Annotated in this window: 19 protein-coding genes; all 19 read right to left on the bottom strand. The window is 48.6% G+C overall.

Annotated elements, in window-relative coordinates:
• Nucleotides 1–51: 51 nt before the first annotated feature.
• The 19 genes from G358_RS0102560 to G358_RS0102465 all read right to left on the bottom strand — a co-directional run bounded on the left by G358_RS0102560 (nucleotide 52) and on the right by G358_RS0102465 (nucleotide 24,006).
• Nucleotides 52–2,049, bottom strand: coding sequence for a methyl-accepting chemotaxis protein (locus G358_RS0102560; RefSeq protein ID WP_019635641.1), 1,998 nt, complete (start codon nucleotides 2,047–2,049; stop codon nucleotides 52–54).
• Nucleotides 2,050–2,734: 685 nt separating this feature from the next.
• A complete protein-coding gene (argH, locus tag G358_RS0102555; RefSeq protein ID WP_019635640.1) occupies nucleotides 2,735–4,150 on the bottom strand; it encodes an argininosuccinate lyase in 1,416 nt (471 codons plus the stop codon).
• 139 nt (nucleotides 4,151–4,289) lie between these two features.
• Nucleotides 4,290–5,525, bottom strand: coding sequence for an argininosuccinate synthase (locus tag G358_RS0102545; RefSeq protein ID WP_019635638.1), 1,236 nt, complete (start codon nucleotides 5,523–5,525; stop codon nucleotides 4,290–4,292).
• 226 nt (nucleotides 5,526–5,751) lie between these two features.
• Nucleotides 5,752–6,717, bottom strand: a complete 966-nt coding sequence (gene argF, locus G358_RS0102540; RefSeq protein ID WP_019635637.1) for an ornithine carbamoyltransferase — start codon at nucleotides 6,715–6,717, stop codon at nucleotides 5,752–5,754.
• A gap of 1 nt (nucleotide 6,718) precedes the next feature.
• Nucleotides 6,719–8,017, bottom strand: a complete 1,299-nt coding sequence (locus G358_RS0102535; RefSeq protein WP_019635636.1) for an acetylornithine transaminase — start codon at nucleotides 8,015–8,017, stop codon at nucleotides 6,719–6,721.
• A 97-nt stretch (nucleotides 8,018–8,114) separates the two neighbouring features.
• Nucleotides 8,115–8,954, bottom strand: a complete 840-nt coding sequence (gene argB / locus G358_RS0102530) for an acetylglutamate kinase (RefSeq protein WP_019635635.1) — start codon at nucleotides 8,952–8,954, stop codon at nucleotides 8,115–8,117.
• Nucleotides 8,955–9,040: 86 nt separating this feature from the next.
• A complete protein-coding gene (gene argJ / locus G358_RS0102525; RefSeq protein ID WP_019635634.1) occupies nucleotides 9,041–10,279 on the bottom strand; it encodes a bifunctional glutamate N-acetyltransferase/amino-acid acetyltransferase ArgJ in 1,239 nt (412 codons plus the stop codon).
• 18 nt (nucleotides 10,280–10,297) lie between these two features.
• On the bottom strand, nucleotides 10,298–11,371 hold the full coding sequence (argC, locus tag G358_RS0102520) for an N-acetyl-gamma-glutamyl-phosphate reductase (RefSeq protein ID WP_019635633.1): 1,074 nt from the start codon (nucleotides 11,369–11,371) through the stop codon (nucleotides 10,298–10,300).
• A 1,446-nt stretch (nucleotides 11,372–12,817) separates the two neighbouring features.
• Nucleotides 12,818–13,759, bottom strand: coding sequence for a YitT family protein (locus G358_RS0102515; RefSeq protein WP_051107630.1), 942 nt, complete (start codon nucleotides 13,757–13,759; stop codon nucleotides 12,818–12,820).
• 39 nt (nucleotides 13,760–13,798) lie between these two features.
• A protein-coding gene (gene prfB, locus G358_RS0102510; protein ID WP_157274235.1) for a peptide chain release factor 2 occupies nucleotides 13,799–14,912 on the bottom strand; the annotation gives its coding sequence in 2 pieces (ribosomal slippage) (nucleotides 13,799–14,839 and nucleotides 14,841–14,912; 1,113 coding nt in all).
• A 139-nt stretch (nucleotides 14,913–15,051) separates the two neighbouring features.
• Nucleotides 15,052–17,559: a preprotein translocase subunit SecA gene (secA, locus tag G358_RS0102505; RefSeq protein ID WP_019635630.1), complete on the bottom strand. Its 2,508-nt coding sequence runs from the start codon at nucleotides 17,557–17,559 to the stop codon at nucleotides 15,052–15,054.
• Nucleotides 17,560–17,776: 217 nt separating this feature from the next.
• Nucleotides 17,777–18,334, bottom strand: coding sequence for a ribosome hibernation-promoting factor, HPF/YfiA family (gene hpf, locus G358_RS0102500; RefSeq protein WP_019635629.1), 558 nt, complete (start codon nucleotides 18,332–18,334; stop codon nucleotides 17,777–17,779).
• 275 nt (nucleotides 18,335–18,609) lie between these two features.
• Complete coding sequence (locus G358_RS0102495; RefSeq protein ID WP_019635628.1) at nucleotides 18,610–18,807, bottom strand: cold shock domain-containing protein; 198 nt, start codon at nucleotides 18,805–18,807, stop codon at nucleotides 18,610–18,612.
• A 728-nt stretch (nucleotides 18,808–19,535) separates the two neighbouring features.
• Entirely contained in the window at nucleotides 19,536–19,871 is a 336-nt protein-coding gene (gene fliT / locus G358_RS0102490; RefSeq protein ID WP_019635627.1) for a flagellar protein FliT, read from the bottom strand.
• Nucleotides 19,864–20,259, bottom strand: coding sequence for a flagellar export chaperone FliS (gene fliS, locus G358_RS0102485; protein ID WP_019635626.1), 396 nt, complete (start codon nucleotides 20,257–20,259; stop codon nucleotides 19,864–19,866). Before fliS ends, fliT begins: the two co-directional genes overlap by 8 nt.
• A 29-nt stretch (nucleotides 20,260–20,288) precedes the next feature.
• Nucleotides 20,289–21,761 carry a flagellar filament capping protein FliD gene (fliD, locus tag G358_RS0102480; protein ID WP_019635625.1) on the bottom strand — a complete coding sequence of 491 codons (1,473 nt, stop codon included), beginning with the start codon at nucleotides 21,759–21,761 and terminating at the stop codon, nucleotides 20,289–20,291.
• Nucleotides 21,762–21,785: 24 nt separating this feature from the next.
• Complete coding sequence (locus G358_RS0102475; RefSeq protein WP_019635624.1) at nucleotides 21,786–22,166, bottom strand: flagellar protein FlaG; 381 nt, start codon at nucleotides 22,164–22,166, stop codon at nucleotides 21,786–21,788.
• Between the two features lie 153 nt (nucleotides 22,167–22,319).
• A complete protein-coding gene (fliB, locus tag G358_RS0102470) occupies nucleotides 22,320–23,561 on the bottom strand; it encodes a flagellin lysine-N-methylase (protein WP_019635623.1) in 1,242 nt (413 codons plus the stop codon).
• A 76-nt stretch (nucleotides 23,562–23,637) separates the two neighbouring features.
• A complete protein-coding gene (locus G358_RS0102465) occupies nucleotides 23,638–24,006 on the bottom strand; it encodes a DUF8042 domain-containing protein (RefSeq protein WP_019635622.1) in 369 nt (122 codons plus the stop codon).
• Nucleotides 24,007–24,037: the final 31 nt, after the last annotated feature.

Raw genomic sequence — 24,037 nt, 5'->3', positions numbered from 1 at the left:
GTTACCCAGACGCTGCTCTATTCAATGTATACTTTGAAATGCCCGATCCTCTTATACCTTGAAATGCTCGATCTTCGTTTGCATGTCTGCGGCCATGCGGGCGAGTCCTTCGGAGGCCGACGAAATCTCCTCCATGGAGGCCAACTGCTCCTCAGTTGCAGCGGTGACACTCTGGAAGGAATCCAGGCTTTGCTTCGAAGTTTCCGAAATGTGCTTAACAGAATTGGCAATTTCCTCAGCACTCGCTGACATTTGCTGCGTAATCGCTGATACATCGTGAATCTGCTCGGAAATATGCCGGGTGGATTTCTCAATTTGCTCGAAAGCACTTTGCGTTTCTGCGGCGACCGTAATGCCGCGTTCGACGCTGGCGGTTACCTCCTGGTTCATTACCGCGTAGGCCTTCTCTGTCAAACTGGTCATCTGAACGATGTCCTCCCCGATTAGCTCTGCGGTCTCTCTGGATTGCTCGGCCAGCTTCCGTACTTCACCGGCAACGACAGAGAAGCCCCGGCCGTCCTCCCCAGCGCGAGCGGCCTCGATAGCTGCATTCAGAGCCAGCAAATTCGTTTGGACCGCGATATCCGATATCGCAGTGCTCATGCCGGCGATATGGGCGCTAAGTTCATTCATACGGTGCATCAACTCGGCCGACTCCCGCGTGGACCGCCGGATTTCATCCATCTGCAGCCCAACCAGCTCTACCTTTTCATTACCGTAACGAACATCCTTCACCGTTTGAGACGACGAGTCGACAATTTCTCCTGACGCTTCAGCAATTTTATAGATGCCCTGCGTCATCTCTTCCATTGTCTTGGCACTTTCTATCGACACTGCCGCTTGTCTCTCCGCCCCTTCGGACGAATCCTGCACCAATTCAACAACGTGCTCCACGGATTTAGCATTTTGCTCTGTGCCCGCCGTCAATTCTTCACTGGAAGTGGCAAGCTGACTTGATATTTCCGCAATGTCCATGACCATGCCGCGAATAGAGGCGACCATCTCATTGTAGTTCCCGGCCAACTGGCCAACCTCATCCTTACGATTAATTTGAACTTCCTCGTTCAGATAACCTTCTCCGACACGTTTAGCCGAACGGTTCAACGCTTCAATCGGACGAGTTACGCTCCGGATGATGAAAAACAGTAAAATTCCCGATACAATCAAGGCTGCACCAAGCACAATAATGGAGGTCCACATAATCGGCGCTGTCGCCTCGGCGAACTCGTTTACTTCTAGTACACCGATTATTTTTAGACCCGTCAGTTCATTTGTGACAACATAGCCCCGCTGAGGATGGCCGGTCAGTTCATTTTTGTAATCGATAAAACCCGATTCCATCGCCTGGATCTCCGCTATGTATTCCGCTGTAGCTTCTGCTCCTGGTTCATAGTTCGGATGATAAGTATATTTGCTGCCGCGATCAAGAATATATACATATCCTTTGCTGCCGATCTCCACGTTTTTAGTGAACTCATTGATTTTTGCCATATTAAAAGATACTGTAACAGCGCCTTGGCCATCCGGAAGCGCCCGGCTGATATACAGATTATGATTTCCCGTAGTACTCGATTTGAATGGATCGATAAGGACGGTATTTTTCGGGTCTGCAAGAGCGGCCTTATACCAGTCTCTTTCTGTCGGATCATACTCGTGCGGCCCTGGATCCGGCGCCTTAATAAAAGCCTTGTTATTGTTGCCTACGGTAAGCAGCTCAAGTCCAGGGTGCTTCGCCATGAACAGCTCCATCAGTTCCTTCACTTCAGGCGACTGCTCATCAATCTGGCGGGAGCTGATTTGCTCTACTAGCTGCTCAACATTTTCAACCTGTGCCCCCACGGACAAATTAAGCGTCTCATTCATTAATTCAACGCTCGTTCTGGCAGCATTCTCGATCTTGGACTCCAATTCATTTCTGGCGCTTGATATACCTGTGATGACGATTAGCAGGTTAGGTATAATCAGCATTAGAGTAAAAATAACTAACAAGCGATTGCGGAGCGAGTTAAACTCGACAAATTTCTTCAACCCCGACCAAAACTTACGCAAATCCTTCTCCCCCTTAACTTCCGTGAACAGGAAGCCACTCGTTGATTTACTGTACGATTTACATTAGCTGCAAAATTTTAATTGCCGCTGGATCGTACAAGATGACTAAATAGATTAAACTGCATTAATATATCAATTATGGTGCATGGTGTGCATTGTGTCCGTGCATGGCGCACTAATTCGTCCGTCTCCAAAAATAGGGTTCTTCACTCCACCATCACTCCGCATGAAGCTCTTCGCTTCGTCCCCCTTTCAGCCTGCTCACTGCTAATTACAGATCTCTTACTCCTATCCAAGTAGCTTTTCTCTTTTTTTTATAGTTATGTTTTTGTCATGATGTCTGATTTTTTGGCTCCAAATGACTAGCCAGATTGCTAAAAATCACTTTAGTCAATGATTCTATATATCTATCTTCGACAAAAATCTACTGATTTTTTATAGTTTTATGAAAATATTCTGAAAATAATGTTAATTTGCTGTATTTTCATTTCCTTTCTTAGTTGACTATACATGTTTTTTAGGAGATAGGAGGTAATACTAGACAGATGGTTCTAGCACGAATTTTACTTCCCGACAACTAAAAAAAGCAGATTCTGCCCCTAAGGACAAAACCTGCTTTACGTATACTTGCTTTTGGTACATTTGCTTTAAGCACGCTATACTCCAGTCTGCTGTATACTATCCTCTATTTGCTTTTCTCCAAATACTCCTGAACCCATTGCTCCGTGGCCTGCAATTTCTCTTCCGCCCGGCCGATAGCTGCTGTAACCTGAGCGGTTGCCGTGCCCCCGTATACATTCCGGGCATTAACGACCGTCTCCGGCTGCAGTACTTCATAGATGCTGTCGTCGAATAATGGCGAAAATTGCTTGAATTCGTCCAGAGACAGGTCCAGCAAGTATTTGTCGTGCTGAATGCAATACAGCACCGTCTTGCCGATCACCTCATGTGCCTGGCGGAACGGCAAGCCCTTATTGGCCAGAAAGTCGGCGATGTCGGTCGCATTGGAGAAGTCTTTATTGACCGCCTCGCGCATTTGCTCCTTGTTCACCTTCATCGTGGCGATCATCGGAGCAAACAATTGCAGCGCCCCCTGCAGTGTAGCCACCGTATCGAACATGCCTTCCTTATCCTCCTGCATGTCCTTGTTGTAAGCCAGCGGCAGGGATTTCAGCACCGTCAGCAAGCCCATCAAATTACCGTAGACACGGCCAGTCTTGCCGCGAACCAGCTCGGGTACATCAGGGTTTTTCTTCTGCGGCATAATGCTGCTGCCCGTACAGAAGGCGTCATCCAGCTCGATAAAGCGGAATTCTGTGCTGCTCCACATGACGAGCTCTTCACTCAGGCGGGATAAGTGCATCATAAGAATCGACGCATCGGCCAGAAATTCCAGAATAAAGTCGCGGTCGCTTACCGCATCCAGGCTGTTCTCATAAACGCTGTCAAAATGAAGCTGCTCGGCCACAAAATGGCGATCGATCGGGAAGGTCGTTCCCGCCAAAGCCCCCGCTCCCAGCGGCAGGACGTTAATCCGCTTGTAGCTGTCCTGCAGGCGTTCCGCATCCCTCTGGAACATCGATACATAAGCCAGTAAATGGTGAGCGAACAGGATCGGCTGGGCGCGCTGCAAATGGGTATAACCCGGTACAATCGTATCCAGGTTCGCTTTGGCTTGTCCGATCAGCGCTTCCTGCAAATCATGGAGCAATCCGACGAACTCGACGACCCGCTTGCGCAAGTACAAGTGCATATCCGTCGCTACCTGATCATTGCGGCTGCGGCCCGTATGGAGCTTGCCTCCAACCGGTCCCACCTCTTCAATCAGGTGTTTCTCGATATTCATGTGAATATCTTCGTCCGAGACCGAGTACTCCAGCTCTCCGCGGCGGATTTTTTGCAGAACGGCCAGCAATCCTTCCTTGATTTTCTCGGCTTCTTCTTCAGGGACGATTCCACACTTGGCCAGCATAGTGACATGCGCCAGGCTTCCCTGCACATCCTCTTCCGCCAGCGCTTTGTCAAAGCCGATAGATGCGGTATATTGTTCAACTAACTTATTGGTTTGCTTCGTAAAGCGGCCTCCCCACAGCTTGCTCACCTGATCCACTCCTTGTCTGTTTCAAACCTCAAGCCGTTTCCCCGTGCATACTTCTTGATTATGAAGTAATTCATCAGGTCAACGGCCACAGGTTCAGTATAAAAAAACACCATCATGCCAGCCAAGCCGGCTGTGTCGTCTATTTGCCGCTTTGCTCTACACCGGAACTTACTTTCAGGCGCAGCGCATTTAGGCGGATAAATCCGGTTGCATCCCCTTGGTCGTATGCTTCGGTCGGGTCAGCTTCCATCGTGGCGATGTCCGGGTTGTACAAGCTGACCGGGCTTTTGACCCCAGCGGCGATAACGTTGCCTTTATACAGCTTAACGCGCACGGTACCCGTTACATTCTTCTGGCTCTCTGTCACGAGCGCCTGCATCGCCAGCCGTTCCGGAGCGAACCAGAAACCATTGTACACGAGCGTGCTGTACCGGGTGATCAGGCTGTCGCGCAGGTTCATCACTTCGCGGTCCATCGTGAGGGATTCCATTTTGCGATGCGCGCTAAAAAGAATCGTTCCCCCCGGCGTCTCATAAACACCGCGGCTCTTCATGCCGACAAAACGGTTCTCAACCATGTCCACGCGGCCGATGCCGTGTTTGCCGCCAAGCTCATTCAGCTTCTCCATCACGGCCAGTGGCTCAAGACGCTGCCCGTTCAAGCCGATGCAATCGCCCTTCTCGAATTCCAGCTCCAAGTATTCCGGCTGGTCCGGCGCATCTTCAGGAGAAACGCTAAGCAAATACATATCTTTGCTCTCCTCGGCGCTGGCATCAAACCAAGGATCTTCAAGCACGCCGCTCTCATAGCTGATATGCAGCAGGTTGCGGTCCATGGAGTAGGATTTGGCCGCCGATGCGGTTACCGGTATGCCGTTTGCTTCCGCATAAGCGATCATCTCGGCGCGCCCCGGGAAGCGGTCCCGGAATTCGCTGAGACGCCATGGGGCGATTACATTGATTTCCGGCGCCAGTGCCGCAGCCGCGAGCTCAAATCTCACCTGGTCATTCCCCTTGCCTGTAGCACCGTGAGCGATAGCCGTCGCGCCCTCCGCACGGGCAATGTCGACCATGCGCTTCGCGATCAACGGACGGGCAATGCTCGTGCCGAGCAAATATTGTCCCTCATACATGGCGCCAGCCTGGAACATCGGATAAATAAAGTCTTTTGCAAATTCCTCGCGCAGATCGTCAATATAGACTTTGGAAGCACCTGTGGCCAGCGCTTTGTCTTCCAGTCCGTCCAGCTCTTCTTTCTGGCCGATATCTGCCGTGAAGGCGATTATTTCGGCATCATAGGTTTCCTTAAGCCATTTGAGAATGATTGATGTATCCAAGCCGCCAGAGTAGGCAAGCACGATTTTATTTTTTGCCATAATGAATGATCCTCCTGTTACTTTTTGTCGCCATTAAAAATGCTGTTGTTTGGTCCTTGTTGGTCTTGTTGCCCTTGGTTGCCCCGTTCGACCCTTGTTCGGCTCTTGCCGCCCTCGGTTGCCCGTTCGACCCTTGTTAGCTCTTGTTGCCCTTGGTTGCCCTGTCCGGCTGTTGTACAGTCCTTTGTCTTAGTTCGTTACTCGGGAACATACGCTGCAGTGCGTTCTAGGATCCGATCAGCGCTGCCATAAGCGCCTTCTGCGCATGAAGGCGGTTCTCAGCCTGGTCAAAAATAATCGAGTTCTTGCCGTCGATAACCCCTTCACTCACTTCCTCGCCGCGGTGGGCCGGCAAACAGTGCATGAACAAGTAGTCAGGCTTGGCATGCTTCGCCAGCTCTTCATTGACCTGAAAGTCAGCAAAAGCAGCCTCACGCGCCTTCTGCTCTTCCTCAAAGCCCATGCTGGCCCATACGTCTGTATAAATGACGTCAGCCTGCTCTACAGCCGCTTTCGGGTCACGGACAATCTCAATGACCGCTCCGGTCTCCTTGGCGATTTGCTGGGCTTCAGCTGTCACCTTTTCATCGGGCTCATAGCCCTCCGGGCTGGCTACGGATACGTGAACCCCCAGCTTCGCGCCGCCGATCATCAGAGAATGCGCCATATTGTTGCCATCGCCGATGTAAGCCAGCTTCAGGCCTTTCAGAGCTCCCTTGTACTCATATATCGTCTGGAAGTCGGCGAGCACCTGACAAGGGTGGGCCTGATCGCTAAGACCGTTGATTACAGGTACGGAAGAATAACGGGCCAAATCAACGACGTTCTCGTGGCCGAAAGTCCGGATCATAATACCGTCCAAATATCTCGACATCACCGCCGCCGTATCAGCGATTGTCTCACCCCGGCCGAGCTGAATATCATTTTTGCTCAGGAATAAGGCATGGCCCCCAAGCTGGTATGTGCCCACTTCGAAAGATACCCGCGTCCGTGTAGAAGACTTCTCGAAAATGAGTCCTACGGTTTTCCCCTTCAGCGGCTCGTAAGCTTCCCCGTTCTTCTGCTTTTTCTTGATTTCGATCGCCAAATCGATCAAATATTGAATTTCTTCAGTCGTATAATCATTGAGCTCGATAAAATCCCGGCCGCTCAAATTAAATGTAGTCTGCTTCGTTCCTTCGGTTTGACTCATGTTACACTTCCTCCTTGGATGTATGGGCAGAAATAATCGCCACGAGTGTATCCACCGCTTGATCAATTTCCTCCCGGCTCACGTTCAGGTTCGGCAGCAAGCGGATGACATTAGGTCCGGCTGTAACGAACAGCAGCTTTTTCTTCTGCCCCTCAGCAACCAGTTCCGCCACCGGTTCGGCACATTCGATACCGATCAGCAAGCCTATGCCGCGAATCTCCTTCACGAACGGCTCATCCTGGAACGCCGCTTGCAGACGCTCGCGCAAATAGTTGCCCAGTTCCTCGGCACGCTGCGGAATACCGTCCTCCAGCATCGTTTCCATCGTAGCGATGACTGCGGCTACAGCGACTGGATTGCCTCCGAACGTTGTCGCATGGCTGCCCGGGGTGAACGCCTCGCGCAAATATTCCTTAGCCAGCATCGCACCAACAGGAAGTCCGCTCGCGATACCTTTCGCCGAGGTGAAAATGTCAGGCTCGATCCCGTAATGCTCGTGGGCAAACCATTTGCCCGTCCGGCCCATCCCTGTCTGCACCTCATCCACAATCAACAGGAGGCCCTCCTTCTTACAAAGCGCGGCCAGTTCGTTAACGAATCCGGAATCCACCGGATATACGCCGCCCTCGGCCTGAATCATCTCCAGCATAATTGCCGCCGTATGCGGCCCAATCGCCGCCTTAACGGCCTCCAGGTCATGCATAGGCACTGTTTTAAAGCCCTCTGGCAGCGGCAGGAATCCGTCCTTCACCTTCTGCTGCCCGGTCGCTGTCAGCGTAGCCAGCGTGCGGCCGTGGAACGATTGCTCGAAAGTGATAACCTCGTAGCGATCCGTTCCCTTCACCTTCTGGTGATAACGGCGCGCCAGCTTGATCGCCGCTTCATTCGCCTCCGCCCCGCTGTTGCAAAAAAACACGACATCCGCACAACTAACCTGCGTCAACAGCTGCGCAGCCTTCTCCTGCTGGGGAATATGGAACAGGTTCGATACGTGCCACAGCTCATCGAGCTGAGCTTTAACCTTAGCCGTTACCTTCTCCGGGGCATGCCCCAAATTCGTAACCGCAAGACCGCTCATAAAGTCGAGATACCGGTTCCCCTGATCATCCCAAAGCCAACTGCCATGTCCTTTGACGAGACTGATTGGATAGCGGGCATAGCTTGGAAACAATGCGCTCTTTGTGTTTGCTGCACTGTTAGTGCTGCTTAAACTGTCCGCACTGCTAGTGCTATGAGTGCTTTTTGCGCTATTGTTATTAGCCGTGAATCCCTTTGCCTCTTTAAGCTCACTTTGTGCCATGCTTTTCAACTCCTATCGTTTGGATGAAAATAAAACTATCTTTATATCATTCTCTTTTTTTCGCTCTTTTTACTATAACGCAGACCGGAATGACAGGCTACTGCATCCGGACGATTTTAGTGCCGATTTCCTCCCCGGAGAGCACACGGCTCAAAATGCCCGGAACGCTACCGTCCACGATGACGACCTCCTGCACTTTGCCATGAATACAGGCGATCGCGGCCCGGACTTTCGGTATCATCCCGCCGTAGATTTCGCCGGTTTGGATCATATCTTCGATTTCCTGCACGGTTACGGTGGGGAGCACTCTTTTTTCACCGTTGACGGTTTTTAAAATGCCTGGAACATCCGTCACGACGATCATCCGCTCCACTCCGAGCTCAGACGCTACCGCACCGGCCGCCGTATCCGCATTAATGTTGTAGCGCTGCCCCTGCGCATCCACGCCAATCGGAGCAATGACAGGCATGTACCCTAGCTTTGCCACGCCTTCGACTAACGCCGTATTGACCGAGGTTACGTCGCCGACAAGCCCCACCTCAGCGCTGGCGGCCACAGGCTGAGCCGTAATTAACTGCCCGTCGCTTCCGGACAGGCCGAGCGCCTTGCCGCCGGATTGCCCGATGCGCCGCACGATGCTTTTGTTGATGCTTCCAGCAAGCACCATTTCTACGACGTCCAAAACATCTTCCGACGTGTACCGCAGTCCGTTTACAAATTTCGTTTCAATGCCGAGCTTGCCGAGGTTGTCGGAAATAGCCGGTCCGCCGCCATGAACGATAATCGGCTGTACTCCACCCTGCTGCAGCTTCGCCAGATCCTCGAAAAAGGAGTCAGGAAGCTCTGCAAGCGTGCTGCCTCCGCACTTCATGACGAACGTTCCATTTGCCGCATGCTGGCCGTCTATGTTCTGGTTGTGATCAAGCGCTGTTCTCATCGCTCCAAATCCCCTCTCCGAATCTCATTAAAACTTATTTTTTCAGTCGAACACTCTTTTCACTCGAATACTCATTGTTAACATAGTTAAGTGCGGTAAGCCGCATTAATTCGTACATAGTCATACGTCAAATCACAGCCCCAAGCTGTCGCCTGGCCGTCGCCGTGATGCAGGTGAACCTGAATGACTACCGTGTCGCCCTGCAAGTAGGCAAGTGCTTCATCTTCATCAAAAGGAATCGGCCGGGATCCTGTCAGCACATTAATGCTGCCGAGTGAAATATCCACCGTTTCCGGGTTCACCGGCTCACCGGCGCGGCCCACTGCCGCAATAATGCGGCCCCAGTTCGCATCAGCGCCGAACACGGCTGACTTCACCAGGCTGGAGCCGATGACCGTCTTGGCAATGGCGCGGGCCGACAAGTCGCTAATTGCCCCTTGGACATTCACTTCAACAAGCCGGGATGCTCCTTCGCCATCGCGGGCGATCGCTTTAGCGAGATATTCGCACACGTAGCGGAAAGCCGCCGCGAAAGGGTCCCAATCAGGATGCTCCGGCGTTAACCTTTCATTGCCGGCAAGTCCGCTGGACATCGCCAGGAGCATATCGTTGGTGCTCGTATCGCCGTCCACTGTAATCATATTGAAGGTGACATCCGTCGTCGCGCCCAGCAGACCCTGCAGCGCGGCAGGATCAACAACCGCATCGGTCGTCACAAAGCCGAGCATCGTCGCCATGTTCGGATGGATCATCCCCGAGCCTTTTGCCGCTCCGGCGATGCTCACTTTGCGGCCATCCACGTTTAGTGTCACGCAAACTTCTTTTTTGACGAGGTCGGTCGTCAGGATCGCCTGGCAAAATTCATCCGCTCCATCAGCCGCCGCCGACAGCGCAGCCGGAAGCTTCTGAATTCCCGCATTTACCCGCTCCATCGGCAGCAGCTCGCCGATGACGCCGGTCGACGCCACGGCGACCTCCTCCGGCTGCAGTCCAAAGGCTTCGGCCGCCGCCGCGCGCATCGCGTAGGCGTCCTCCTCGCCCTGCTTGCCCGTGCAGGCGTTAGCGTTGCCGCTGTTCACGACGACCGCCCGCAGAAGTTGGCCGTCGCCCGATGCGAGGCTCTGGCGCGTCACCTTGAGCGGTGCGGCCTGGACCAAGTTCAGTGTATATACAGCCGCAGCCACGGCAGGAACCTCACAAACGATGGCGCCCAAATCGTTGCGCGATGTTTTTTTCAGACCACAATGCAGTCCGCCTGCCTTAAACCCTTGCGGCGTCGTAATCGTACCTTCTGTTACAACCGTAAACTTACTAGCTTCTCCCATGACGCTCTCCTCTCGATATTACGGATAAACGGGACTTAGCTTCAGCCCTGTCGTCTCATCCCAGCCCATCATTAGATTCATATTTTGAATAGCCTGACCTGCGGCCCCCTTAACGACGTTATCGATGACGGACACGATCGTTAATCTTCCGGTCCGATGGTCGACGGCAAAGCCGATATCACAATAGTTAGAACCGAATACTTCCTTCGTCGCTGGCCATTTGCCCGCTTCCCGAATGCGTACGAAAGGTCTTCCTTCATAATACTGGCGATACAGCTCGGTTAAATCCTCATCGGTGTAAGGCCCTTTTAACTGAGCGTACATTGTGCACATAATCCCCCGTGTCATCGGGACCAAATGCGTGGTGAAGGTTATCGTGACCGGTTCGCCCGCAATGAGCGTCAAGCTCTGCTCAATTTCCGGTATATGCTGGTGCTTGTTGATTTTATACGCTTTAAAATTTTCATTCATTTCTGCGTAATGCGATGTCAGGCTGGTTCCTCTGCCCGCTCCGGAAACACCGGATTTGGCGTCGATAATAATCGTCGCCGGGTCGATCCACCCGGCGCTTAATGCCGGGATCAGCCCCAGCAATGCCGCCGTCGGATAACAGCCTGGGTTCGAAATGAACTCGGTTCCCGCGACATCGTCCCCGTTAATTTCGCACAGTCCGTACACTGCCTGCTCAAGAAAGCGGTCAGCCGGGGCCTCATGTTTGTACCAGGCTTCATAAACCGAGCCGTCCTTAATGCGAAAATCGCCCGATAAATCGATCACTTTCACATCGGTCTCCAGCAGTTGAGGCACTAATTTGCTGCTGACACCGGAAGGTGTCGCCGTAAAAACAATATCCGCTTTTTTGGCGATTTCAGCAGGGTTTACCCCGTCCAAATCCTTAACCACAATTTCAGACAAGTGCGGAAATCCTTCCGAAATTGGCACTCCAGCACTTGAAGCCGAAATGACGGATACGATCTCCGCTTGCGGATGACCCAATAAAAAACGAATCAGCTCCACACCCCCATATCCTGTGGAACCGACAATAGCGACCTTTACTTTGTTTGCGTTCACTTTGTTCTCCTCACTTTCCATGCTTACTGCTGTTCTCTTCTTGTTCTCTCTCCCTACAATTCGGTATTACCGCCTGCGTTCCCTGCTCTCTTGCTATCCGAAAGTAAAATATGTATTATTATACGATTATACTTATATAAATACAACCGGGTTGCATAATTATTTATTGTAACAATTTTACTTTTTTTGTGGCTGACTATTTCGGATGGCTATTGCGACTGCTATTTCGACTGGCTATTTAGTATATGAAGGAGAAGTTTAGGCGTTTAATGCTGAAATTGGATTTGGACAAAGCAGGTGGAATAGGTCGAGGTTACAGGGTGAGTTGGAGGAGCAGACAAGTGTTATAGAGGGTACAGGTGCGGTAGTTGGGGAGATAGTAGGCAGTTTGTGGAGCAAATGGCGGGGGAAGTGGTAAGGTAGGTGGTGAGGTAGTTGAGGTAGTTTGTAAGGCTAATAGTGGACAAGTGAGGTTAGGGGCGAGGTAAGTGATGAGGTAGCTTGTGGAGCAAGTGGTGAGGTAAGTAGTAAGGTAGTTGGTGGAGCAACTGACGAGGTAAGTGATGAGGTAGTTTGTGAGAGGTTAGTGGGCAAGTGAGGCGAAGTGAGGTGTAATGTAGTGTAGTGTAGTAAGGCGTAATGCGAGGATAGTGGTAAAAAGCAGCTATTGATCGTGGTGAGAGGTTGTAACTAAGTGACTTATTGTAAAGTAGTAACTTTTGGCGCACTGTCGAGCGAGTAGCAATTGTTGTGTAGGTGAAGTAGATGGATTTCATGCCTCTATTTCATGCTCATTGGGGCCGTTCCGCGAATTAATTGGATTCCGCGTACTTAAAACTTGCCTTTTCCACTTACCCGCCTTATAAGTTCATTTTAAGGACAAGAAATCCAACTAATTCGGTATCCGGCGATAAATTGCAAAATTAAATACAACAAATACAGTTAGTAATGCACCCGCGAGTCGGTTGTATAAACAAAGAGAATCTCTGCCGAGATACCTGGGCCTTTAGCTCTTGTGCTCTTATGGCTCTGGAGTTTCTTGAGTTCTTGTGCTTTGAAGTTACTTGGGCTCCTGTGCTCTCGGGCTCTGGAGCTCTGGAGCTCTGAAGCTCTTCGGCTCTTGAGTTCCTGGGCCCTTCAACTTTTGAGCTTTGAGTTCCTGGGCTCTTCAACTTTTGAGCTTTGAGTTACTTCGGCTCTTCAACTTCTGTGCTCTTGAGCCCTTGAGTCTTCGGCTCTTTAATTTTGTGCTCTTGAGCTCTTGAGTCTTCGTTCAGCTCCTGAGCTCCTGAGTTACTTCGGCTCCTCAGCTCTAGCTCTTCCTACCTTCAGCCCCTGACCTACCGGCCCCGGCCCTTTTTACAACCTTCCTTCCGCCGCCCTCGCCTCATAAACCAAAAAGACCCGGAATAACGTCCGGATCCCCCACCCCTGCACAATCCCCACAAAATGCAAATAAATGTAACGTCACTTCCCGATCCTTGCACGCGAAAACCCCTCGCCCAGCACCTCATGGGCATTAGTGATGATAACAAACGCCGTGGGCTCCAAGGTCTGAACGAGCGTCTTGAGGCGCGTCACCTCGCTTTGGCCGACAACGACCATCAGAACGGTTCGGTTATCCCCCGTATAGCCGCCTTGGGCGGACAGCTTAGTCAATCCCCGATCCAGATGATGCAGTATCGCATCGGAAATTTCATCCGGTTTACTCGCGATAATGTAAGCTACCTTCGTAAAATTGAAGCCCAGCTCGATCATATCGATGAATTTCCCTGTAATGTAAAGGCCGATCAAAGCGTACAGCGCTTTTTCAGGGGATAACACGATTCCCGCCAGAGCAATGACCGCACCATCCATCAGCACGACGCAGAGCGAAAGGCTTAGCCCGCTGTATTTTTGAATAATTTGCGCCAAAATAGACAGCCCTCCCGTGGACCCTCGTCCCCGGAATACAAGCCCCAGCCCGAGCCCAACGCCAATCCCGCCGTAAAGGGAAGCCAGCAGCAGATCCGTTGTGGGGGCAAGCCAGTCTTTCGTCAAAAATACAAACAGTGGAAGCACGATCGTTCCCAATAATGAGCGGAGGGCATAATACCGCCCTAACATCATATATCCAGCCACGAATAACGGTATATTCAAAGCCCACTGGGTGTAGGCCGGCTCGAGATTAAACAGCGATTTGGCAATGATGGATAGACCAGACACGCCGCCTGAAGCAATATCACTCGGGACGAGGAACAGATTGAAAGCAATCGCCGTAATAAACGATCCCAAAAGGATCATCAGCGTATCTATCGCATGCCTACCCGGGCCGTTCAAGGGGATATAATCCCCCAGCCTGCGTTTATGTGACTTCGATGACACAATATTCCTCCTTCGCTTATACTCGAAAAAAATTCCTACACGCATACCACAGTGTAGGAATTCATTCATAAATTGGTGAATCAATTATTCGGATTCGGTTCGAATTTGACTACGCAGGTATCCATCGATAAATGGATCCAATTCCCCATCCATAACAGCTCCGACATTCCCGGTCTCCACGGAAGTGCGATGATCCTTTACCATACTGTATGGATGAAAAACGTACGACCGGATTTGACTGCCCCAGGCGATATCGGACTGCTCCCCACGGATTTCATCCAGCTCCTTCTGCTGCTCCTCAATCTTGCGCTCGTACAGCTTGGAACGGAGCATCGTCATCGCCCGCTCCCGGTTCTTGATCTGGGAGCGTTCGTTCTGACAGGTTACCACAATCCCTGTAGGCAAGTGGGTAATGCGGACGGCAGAATCCGTCGTATTAATGTGCTGGCCGCCAGCTCCGCTGGCCCGGTACGTATCGATTTTCAAATCTTCTGTACGAACCTCAATATCCACGTCATCCGTAATTTCTGGAACAACATCACAGGACACGAACGAAGTATGCCTTCTTCCCGAAGAGTCAAAAGGAGATATCCGCACCAGACGGTGCACCCCTTTCTCTGCCTTCAGGTAACCATAAGCATTGTACCCTTTAATGAGCAGTGTCACGCTCTTGATTCCCGCTTCATCTCCGGGAAGGTAATCCAGCGTTTCCACCTTGAAGCCGTGCTTCTCCGCCCAGCGGGTATACATGCGAAGCAGCATTTGGCCCCAGTCCTGCGACTCGGTCCCTCCGGCTCCCGGATGCAGCTCGAGAATGGCATTCATTTTATCGTAAGGTGCACTAAGCAGCAGTTGAAGCTCAAAATCCTCCAGCTTCTTCAGCAATGTTTCGATGGAATGGCCGATATCGGCAACCAGCTCTTCGTCGCCCTCTTCATCTGCTAGTTCGGCCATCATGACCAAGTCTTCATGCTCCTGCTGCAGCACCTCGTATTGATCTACCGAGGACTTGATAGCATTCAGCTCCGCAATGATTCCCTGCGCCTTGTCATTATCGTCCCAAAAATCGGGAGCCGCCATCTTATCCTCGAAGTTTGCAATCATTTCGTGCTTGAGATCTAAGTCAAAGAGACCCCCTAAGATTGGATAGTTTCTTCGCGATTTCACGCATATCCTGCTTAATGCTCGGGTCGATCATCGTTGTTCATTCACCTTCCCAATTGTACTTAAGGTATGCTCCGTGCCTCTAAAATGCAAAGTGCTGCAAAGTGCTCCAGCCTTAGTAATCGGCTGCTTTCCCGCGGACCAACGCCACGCGAAATCATCGGCCAACCATCTTATGCATTCTGCCCATGGCAGTGCTTATACTTCTTGCCGCTTCCGCACGGGCACGGATCGTTGCGTCCGATTTGCTCGCCGCGCTGTACCGGACGTTTCTCTGCCGGCTCGCCGCTTGTAGAGATTTTATCCTCATCTACAACCGCCTGGCGCTCCTGGTTGCTCTCGACATGAGCCTTCATAATGTAAGTGGAAACCTCTTCCTGAATGCTGGCTACCATTTGATTGAACATTTCATAGCCTTCGAATTGATATTCGCGAAGCGGATCCGTTCCGCCGTAGGCACGGAGATGTATCCCCTGACGCAGCTGATCCATCGCATCAATGTGATCCATCCACTTGCTGTCCACTGCACGCAGGGCGATAACTTTCTCGAATTCACGAACCATTTCCGGTCCAAGTGCTTCCTCGCGGACATCGTATTTAGTCATGACTTTGGAGAAAATGTGCTCGACCATCTCGCTCGGCTCTTTCCCCCACAGCTCATCCTTAGTAATGGAGCCATCATCCAGCAATTTAGCGTTCATGTAGTCCGCTACATCCTGCAGCTCCCAGTTTTCCGGAATATCATCGGCGGTATGAGCTTCAACCACCCGCTCGATAACCGGTTTGATCATATCGACAATAATTTGCTTAATGTTGTCGGATTCAAGCAGCTCGCGGCGCTGCTTATAAATAATTTCCCGCTGCTGATTCATAACGTCGTCGTATTGCAAAACGACTTTACGAACGTCGAAGTTGTTGCCTTCCACCCGCTTCTGCGCTGATTCAATCGCCCGGGTGATCATTTTGCTCTCGATCGGCTGATCCTCTTCAAATCCGAGGCGCTCCATCATATTGAGCACGTTATCGGCGCCAAACCGCTTCATCAGTTCATCGCCAAGCGATAAATAAAATTGCGTGGAGCCCGGGTCGCCCTGGCGTCCAGCCCGTCCGCGCAGCTGGTTATCGATCCGGCGCGACTCATGGCGCTCGGTTCCGATAATGTGCAGGCCCCCGACTTCGGACACACCTTCGCCAAGCAAAATATCCGTACCGCGGCCAGCCATGTTCGTAGCGATCGTCACCGAATTCGGCTCACCTGCACGCGAAATAATCTCAGCTTCCTCCGCATGATATTTCGCGTTTAACACTTTATGCTGTATTCCTTTACGCTTCAGCATCGCAGAGAGCAGCTCGGAGTTCTCGATCGATACCGTACCTACCAGGATCGGCTGCTTCTCCTTGTGCCGCTTCACGATTTCCTCTACAACTGCCCGGAATTTGCCTTCCTCGCTCTTATAGACGACATCCGGCATATCTACGCGCATATTCGGACGGTTTGTTGGTACCTGCAGCACTTCAAGACCGTAGATTTTCTTGAATTCCTCTTCCTCGGTCTTGGCCGTACCGGTCATGCCCGCGAGCTTGCGATACATACGGAAGTAGTTCTGGAACGTAATCGTCGCCAGCGTCATGCTCTCGTTCTGTACTTCAATGCCTTCCTTCGCTTCGATCGCCTGATGCAGACCTTCACTGTAACGGCGTCCTGCCATCAAACGTCCTGTAAACTCATCGACGATAACGACCTCGTCTTCCGTCACAACATAGTCTACGTCGCGTCTCATAATAACGTTCGCCTTAAGCGCCTGGACGACATGGTGGTTCAGTGTTACGTGCGAATGGTCGTACAGGTTATCGATTCCGAACAACTTCTCGGCTTTGGCTGCTCCCTTGTCCGTCAGGGATACGGATTTAACCTTAATGTCTACCGTATAATCCTCTTCTGGCACCAGCTTCTTCACAAAGCGATCGGCAGTATAATAGAGCTCTGTCGACTTCTGAGCCTGTCCTGAAATAATGAGCGGAGTACGCGCTTCGTCAATGAGGATCGAGTCCACTTCGTCAATGATACAAAAATAGAGCGGACGCTGAACCATCTGTTCTTTGTAAAGCACCATATTGTCCCGCAAATAGTCGAAGCCGAATTCATTATTCGTCCCGTAAGTAATATCGCAGGAATAGGCCTCCTGCTTTTCAGCATGCTCCATGCCGCTGAGGTTTACCCCCACCGTCATGTCAAGAAAATTATAAATTTCGCCCATTTGCTCGCTGTCGCGCTGAGCCAAATAATCGTTCACCGTAACGACGTGCACGCCTTTGCCGAGGAGCGCATTCAAATAAACCGGCAAGGTACCTACCAATGTTTTCCCTTCACCGGTTTTCATCTCTGCGATACGGCCTTCATGGAGCGCCATGCCTCCGATTAGTTGTACATCAAAATGACGCATCCCCAGTGTTCTGCGCGAAGCTTCCCTTACTGTAGCAAATGCCTCAGGAAGCAGTTCTTCAAGAGTTTCCCCTTTCTCGATCCGTTCGCGGAACTCGGCTGTTTTGCCTCGCAGCTGCTCGTCCGATAACGCCTCAAATTGCGGTTCCAATGTATTGATAAAGTCCACCGTCTTCATAAGACGTTTGACATCACGTTCATTCGTGTCGCCAAATATCTTCTTTACTATTCCTAGCATAGTTAACCCCTTTCACGGCAAAACAAATGATTTACCTAAATTGTAACAGTTTGTATGGCATGCCGCAACACACTCCAGTACGTTCCTAGCGCCAGCCTGCCGCACCAATTTATGAATAAAGAGCCTTATCCGCGGGCGGATAAGGCTCGTGTCCTTAAGTTCAATTGCAAGAATTACCACTCTCATTCATACAATCGTCACGATTGGATACGTTGTACTAATCCTGTTCGATCAAACCATACTTCCCATCATTGCGTTTGTAAACAACGTTTAATTCCTTAGTATCGATATTAGAGAATACAAAGAAACTATGGCCAACCATATTCATTTGCAAGATTGCTTCTTCCACATCCATGGGCTTCATCGTAAAGCGCTTCGTACGAACGACTTCCAAGTCATCGCTGTCCGTTTCATCTACGGCCACAGCCCCTGCTGCACTGCCGTTCTCCACGAACAGGCTCTTCAGACTGCCCTCCTGGCGGAATTTACGGTTGATCTTTGTTTTATGCTTGCGTATTTGGCGTTCGAGCTTGTCCACGACGGCATCTATCGATGCGTACATGTCATCACTGCGATCCTCAGCGCGAAGCATTACGCCGGTTAGAGGAATTGTAACCTCCACCGTATGCAAGCCGCGTACGACACTTAAAGTGACGTAGCCTTCTGAGGCAGGGGGTGCTTCAAAGTACTTGTCAAGTCGACTGAGCTTCTTGTCCACATAATCTCGCAATGCCTCAGTCACTTCAATTTGCTGTCCACGAATACTAAAATTCATAGGGCACTCCTCCTTTGCTTTGCACCCTAATTATACCACAGGTATTAAGGCAATGTAAAAAGTGTTAACGCAATGTTTAATTCAAATTCCATACAGCTGTTAAAGACAAAAAGAGGAGCACCCTAGCTGCCAATTGGCCGTTTTCCAGTAATGGCATCCATAGCCTTGTTAGAAAAATAAAAAATAAAGACCCCGGGTTCCCCCAGGGCCTATGCTAGCGAATCTTCAATTGTTAACCATCGTACCGTTATATGTAGGTCGGCTCTGCCGGATGATTATAATTTGATTACGTTAGCCGCTTGCGGTCCGCGAGCGCCTTCAACGATCTCGAACTCTACAGATTGTCCTTCTTCCAGCGTCTTGAAACCATCTGTTTGAATAGCTGAGAAGTGTACAAACACGTCTGCGCCGTCTTCAGTTTCAATGAATCCATAACCCTTCTCTGCGTTAAACCATTTCACTTTACCTTGCATGCACTAACATTCCCTTCATTATCAAATAAGAGTGTGAAGCAAGCTCACATTTCTGACTATACCACTCCAGCTTAATCAGTGTCAATTGGAAAAGAAAAGGTTTTACTGTTAATTTATTGTAAAATCTTGTCACAAAAAGCGGAATGACCCAATTAGCTAGCATAGGCAGAATTGTGCCTGTACTTTATTAACCTTGAAGGGGAGGGGTGAAACAGGTAATTACCTTATTTATGAATTATCGTTTGCAGAGTTTAGAAATATTTTTTTCGATTCTAGGGTCAAACTTATACATCTATATAAGAAAACCATTGAAATGGATGTTATAGGTAAGTACGTAAAATGTTCCTACGACCACTGTTGTTTCCGGAATTCTTGATTTAACAAAATCAAATGGAGTGAAATTACGGAAACAAGGGCGGCCACTCCGTTTCTTCAGAATCGCTTTATTCCCTCGCGTTCTTTAGTTCATTTTATATAGCAATAGATAATATTACACTAATTAACCCAGAGAAAATTTCAGCTGAAGCAATACGCATCAAAAAGCTCCTATCCTCTCCATCATTACATATTATGATTAATACATTTTCCACTGTGACAAAATCCCCACATCTCTACAAACAGCTCTCTACAAATAAATACATATTATTTATTTTATCTCTTAAGATATGACGAATAACAACAAAAATCCATGTCCACTGAATTATACGCGAACATGGAATGATTTGTTATTATTTTCTGCGATCCATTAGAATACTGTCTTGAGAATACGCGGACTCGTAGGCGCTCCGTTGGACTTTAGCCTGATCTCTCTGCCGCAGCCAATCCGAAGCTTCCTGTTTTAATAGCTCCATTCGGCCACGGATCAGCTCATCATCTTGAAGGAGCTTCTGGATTCGTTGTTTCTGAGCCGAAGTGAGAGTACTTCTCAGCATAAGCACTGTCATCTCATCCAAAACGGACTGGCGGCGGTCTACGAATTCGATCAATTCCTCGTATTCGGTTTCCTCTAACCGGCAAACTACCGTCTCATTCAGTTCCTCCAATTGCCCAATTAACTTATCCATTGCTGCTCTCTGGAACTCCGCCTCCAGCTAGCTTTGCCGCCTGAGCCCATGTGTCCCGCAGATCTAGCAGATAGCCGAGCGCTTCTTCAGCAGGAGGTGCAGTTTTCTTAATATTCGCATCGATTAACAGATGGTTGATATATTCGTATAAGGACGCCAAACCTTTTGAGACTTCATAGCTGTAATCCAAGGTTACAGTCAGTTCAGTGACAATGGACTGGGCTTTATTTAACAGAGTATTAACTTTATCGTAATCCCCTTCCTTGATCCCCTCTATTCCGCCCCGTACAAAGCGGATCGCCCCGTCATACAGCATAAGCAGTAGTTGGGAAGGCGTAGAAGTCTGAACTGATGATTGTCTGTATTTGTCATAGGGAGATGTAATCATAATGCTGCACTCACTCCTAATAAGCGTTCTTATTGCGTTAGAAAATTAGCCAAGCTCGCCGACTGTGAATTTAACTTATCAAGCGCCTTTTCCATGGCTGTAAATTGACTATAGTACTTTTGTTCCATCGTCGTCAATCTTCTTTGCAGAGTAGCGATACGATCGTTCATACTTTTCAGTTCTTTACCCATTATACTTTCGGTATTATAGGCGTCCGTCAGGCTGGTAGAATATTTAGAGGTACCTGCCCGCTCGGAAATGGCCTCCAAAGGTCCCATTAAATTTTCGTAAAGGTTATTGAAAAAACCGCCGTTCCCATCCGCTCCGATAAATAACTCTAATACCTCGTCCGGATTTTCTTCAATCGCTCTCTTAAGCTTTTCTTCGCCCATCTCATCGAGAACTAATTTGCCATTCTCATAATACTGCCCAGTGGTAATGCCAATCGAACTCAAATTAATCGAAGTTCCTTTCACACCTGCGCTAATGACGGCTTCACGCATATTCCAAACCGCTTTGCTTAAAATTTCGTCACCGCGCAGCAAACCGCTTTGCGCCCTTTCCGTCCACCTTTTAATATCGTCTTCCTTCATATCAGCTTTCTGTTCATCTGTGAGCGGTGGGAAATTACGGTAACGCTCTTCATTAAGTTTACCATTAATCGTTTCTAGCAGCGAATTATAATCACTGATAAAAGATTTAATAGTCTCCATAATTTTTGTAGAATCCACCTTAGAGACGATGTTTGCCGGTTTACCAGCCTCCGTCTCGGCCAGCAAAGTAATCTCTACCCCGTTGACTGTAAACGTGTTGCTATTATACTCCAGTGGTTGGCCATTAATGTTAACCTCTGCCTTGTCCCCGCCTTCGTAAGCACCAGTTAACTTAAATACATCAGTTAAATTTCCGGAGAACTCAACATCTGTGTTCCCATATTCTTTAGATTTTAGAGTAATCTTACCGGTAGCTTCATCTAATGAAGCCGTCACATTAGCTTTCGAGTCACCATTAATTTTACGAATAACAGAATCGATGCTCTCGCCTTTGGAGAACTTCAGCTCCACCGGGTCACTTCCAGGGCGTGAAACAGTAAGAACAAGCTCATTGGGAGCTCCTGCATCCAACCTGCCTAATGTAGAATGTTTCGTGACACCAGGTCCCAAACTATCCACACTTGTCTTCGACCGCTGCGTAGCCAGTTGTTCCACTTCCACGGTCATATTGACCTGATTAGCCCCTGTAGTCGCTTTAACACTAATAGCGTCTTTATCTCCAGTTACCTCCGACTTATACGGATTCAACTGTGCGCCCTTCATGTAATTCCATAATTTATTATTACGAAAGTCTACCATTTGACTGTTAATCTGCCGGTAGAAATCCCGCTTCCATTCAAGCGTCTGTTTCTGTTGGGACAGCTTATCCAATGGAACTCTCTTGGCTGCCATCATTTGTTTAACAATACTATCGATATCCATACCTGAAGCTAAACCTGTTACTCTCAATCCGATAACCTCCTTAAATGCATTCTAAATACGTTCATCAATGAGTATTCCGGCAATTTCCATCATCTTCGCAACCAGATCCAGTGTCTTCTCCGGCGGAATTTCACGAATTAATTCCCCCGTTTCCTTATTTAAAACCTTGACCATAATGGAATTTGTCTGCTGATGAACACTCACTTCAAATGAAGTGTTTGGCCCTTCAAGCGCCTTTACTGCCCGATCAATTGCCTTAATGAGTTGTTCTTCACCAAGCGAGATATACTCACCCTGGCGTTCAAGGCGAATGACATGACCCTCATTTGTAATACGTTGAACAGATTCTATGGCTTCCTTCCTAGTGGGGGAGTAGTTATGAGTGCCATTTACCAACGGTGTTCTCCCGGATAGTGCTACCTCTGGTTTCATTAATCAACCCTCCGGTTCAATATTAGATTAGTATATATATCGGTTAAAAAACATCAGAGCTTAATACTATTGCCAAAAAGTAAAGAGGGTTCTCCAAAATAAATAAGCCACTCATTCGAAATGAGAAGCTTATCTAAAGTTTACAATCAGAATTTAGTTGTTTTTAATTAAAATCGCCATATATGCCATCGAATTATACTCATTTTTACGCAGCAGTTCTCTCACTGTTTTTAAAAACCCTGAATTATGTTCAACCGTCTTGGCAAAGGATTGGATCAGCTTGATGACGTGGTCTAAACTAAAGCTCTCTTTATGATATCCGACCATTCCGATCAAATGCATTTTGATCATTGCATAGTGGATAACCAGCATAATATATTCTTCAAACACCTCATTTCCATTACCTAAAGGAAAGAGATGGATATACACGTAATTAACAAGATAGTTTTCCAGAACGTATTCATGCTGATTCATGAAAGGCAGATAATATGTCTCGTAAGCAGCTTGATAACGCTTCGAAATCTCTTGAGCCGAATCGTCTTTCGTGTACTGGATGCCATACATAAACTCTCTAAAACAATCCATATAGCGCTGACTTCGGACCCCCCCGATTATCCGTGTATCAACTAAATTCTTAAGCAGTTCCATCTGGATGGTTGACAAAACCGGAATGTCAGCTAAAAAATCAGTCAAGCTGCTTCCATTAACAATACCGGAATAGGAAGCTATCAACCGGGGTATTTCCTCAATTTGTTCAGCCTGCACATATTGTTCTACCTTCTGATAGAACATGCCGAGCAAAATAAGTCTTTCCTGCAAGCTGTGATTACGATTCTGCAATACTTGAATAGAGAAAATCCGCAATTCCCAGAAATATTGACGCAGTTGAGCTTGCTCTCCTATTCGTGCAGTATCTATTTTCTTTTTAATGGCATTTCGGATATCTATAGCCTCCTCCGTCTCATTAAACTCTATGCCATCGGGATTAAACAGGGCCAGGCGAGCAGCCTCAGGACAAGACATCGTGGCCGCTTTCTCGAGAATCCCGTTTACAACATTAGATACTCTCGGATATGTAGCGCAAGTGTTAGATAGGTATGACTCACCTAGTGTTAACTGTACGCTGCAAAGTTTTTCTTCATTCAACAGCGGACATGAAAGGCTTGAATTCATATCTATTTTTGCATAATCCTCGTTATCTTTGCTGGAGCGATTTCGTTTAATATGCTTATCCAATGCCGGCTTGATTTTTGATCGAATTTTATTGTATTTTTTATAGGTGTCCCGATCGATCGATACCTGCCAGCCAACACAACACGTATCCTCACAGGAGGAGCCAATGCAAGAAAATTGCTGCATATAGGCAGGAACCAACATAGCTCTCGTTTTTGTCATCCTAGTTGTCTCCTTTAGTTTAAAAGCTCTTTTTTAGAATTATCGGCATTGTTGTCGAGTTAATGAAGGAGATTCCTCATGACAATATATAATTTTTGAAAACATAGGCCAATTCATTATTCCAGGATTGAAAGAATGGCAACAATCTATGATTTATCTCATTAGAAGCTAAATACAAATTATTAGATTCGTAAGCCGATACAATATCATCCAACGACTTCTCTATACTATTTGTAATTACCGAAAAATGATCATCTATAATACATGAATCTAAAAGCTGAGTAGAATTAACAATTTGACAAAAACCATACACAATATCTTCAAGCAAATACAAAGTTTCTTCCATCATACCTTCATCCAGCCGAATACTGACATACTGAAGTCCTTCAATGCATGTCTCCGATAACTCAACTGTCCTTCTCATGACTTCTACGTACGCTTCCATGTCATCACCTGTAATCCTGTTGATAGAAAAA

Source organism: Paenibacillus fonticola DSM 21315 (assembly GCF_000381905.1).
In the GTDB taxonomy this organism is placed as follows: domain Bacteria; phylum Bacillota; class Bacilli; order Paenibacillales; family Paenibacillaceae; genus Fontibacillus; species Fontibacillus fonticola.
The sequence above is the reverse complement of the archived record's forward strand: the minus strand, read 5'-3'. Positions and strand labels throughout refer to the sequence as shown.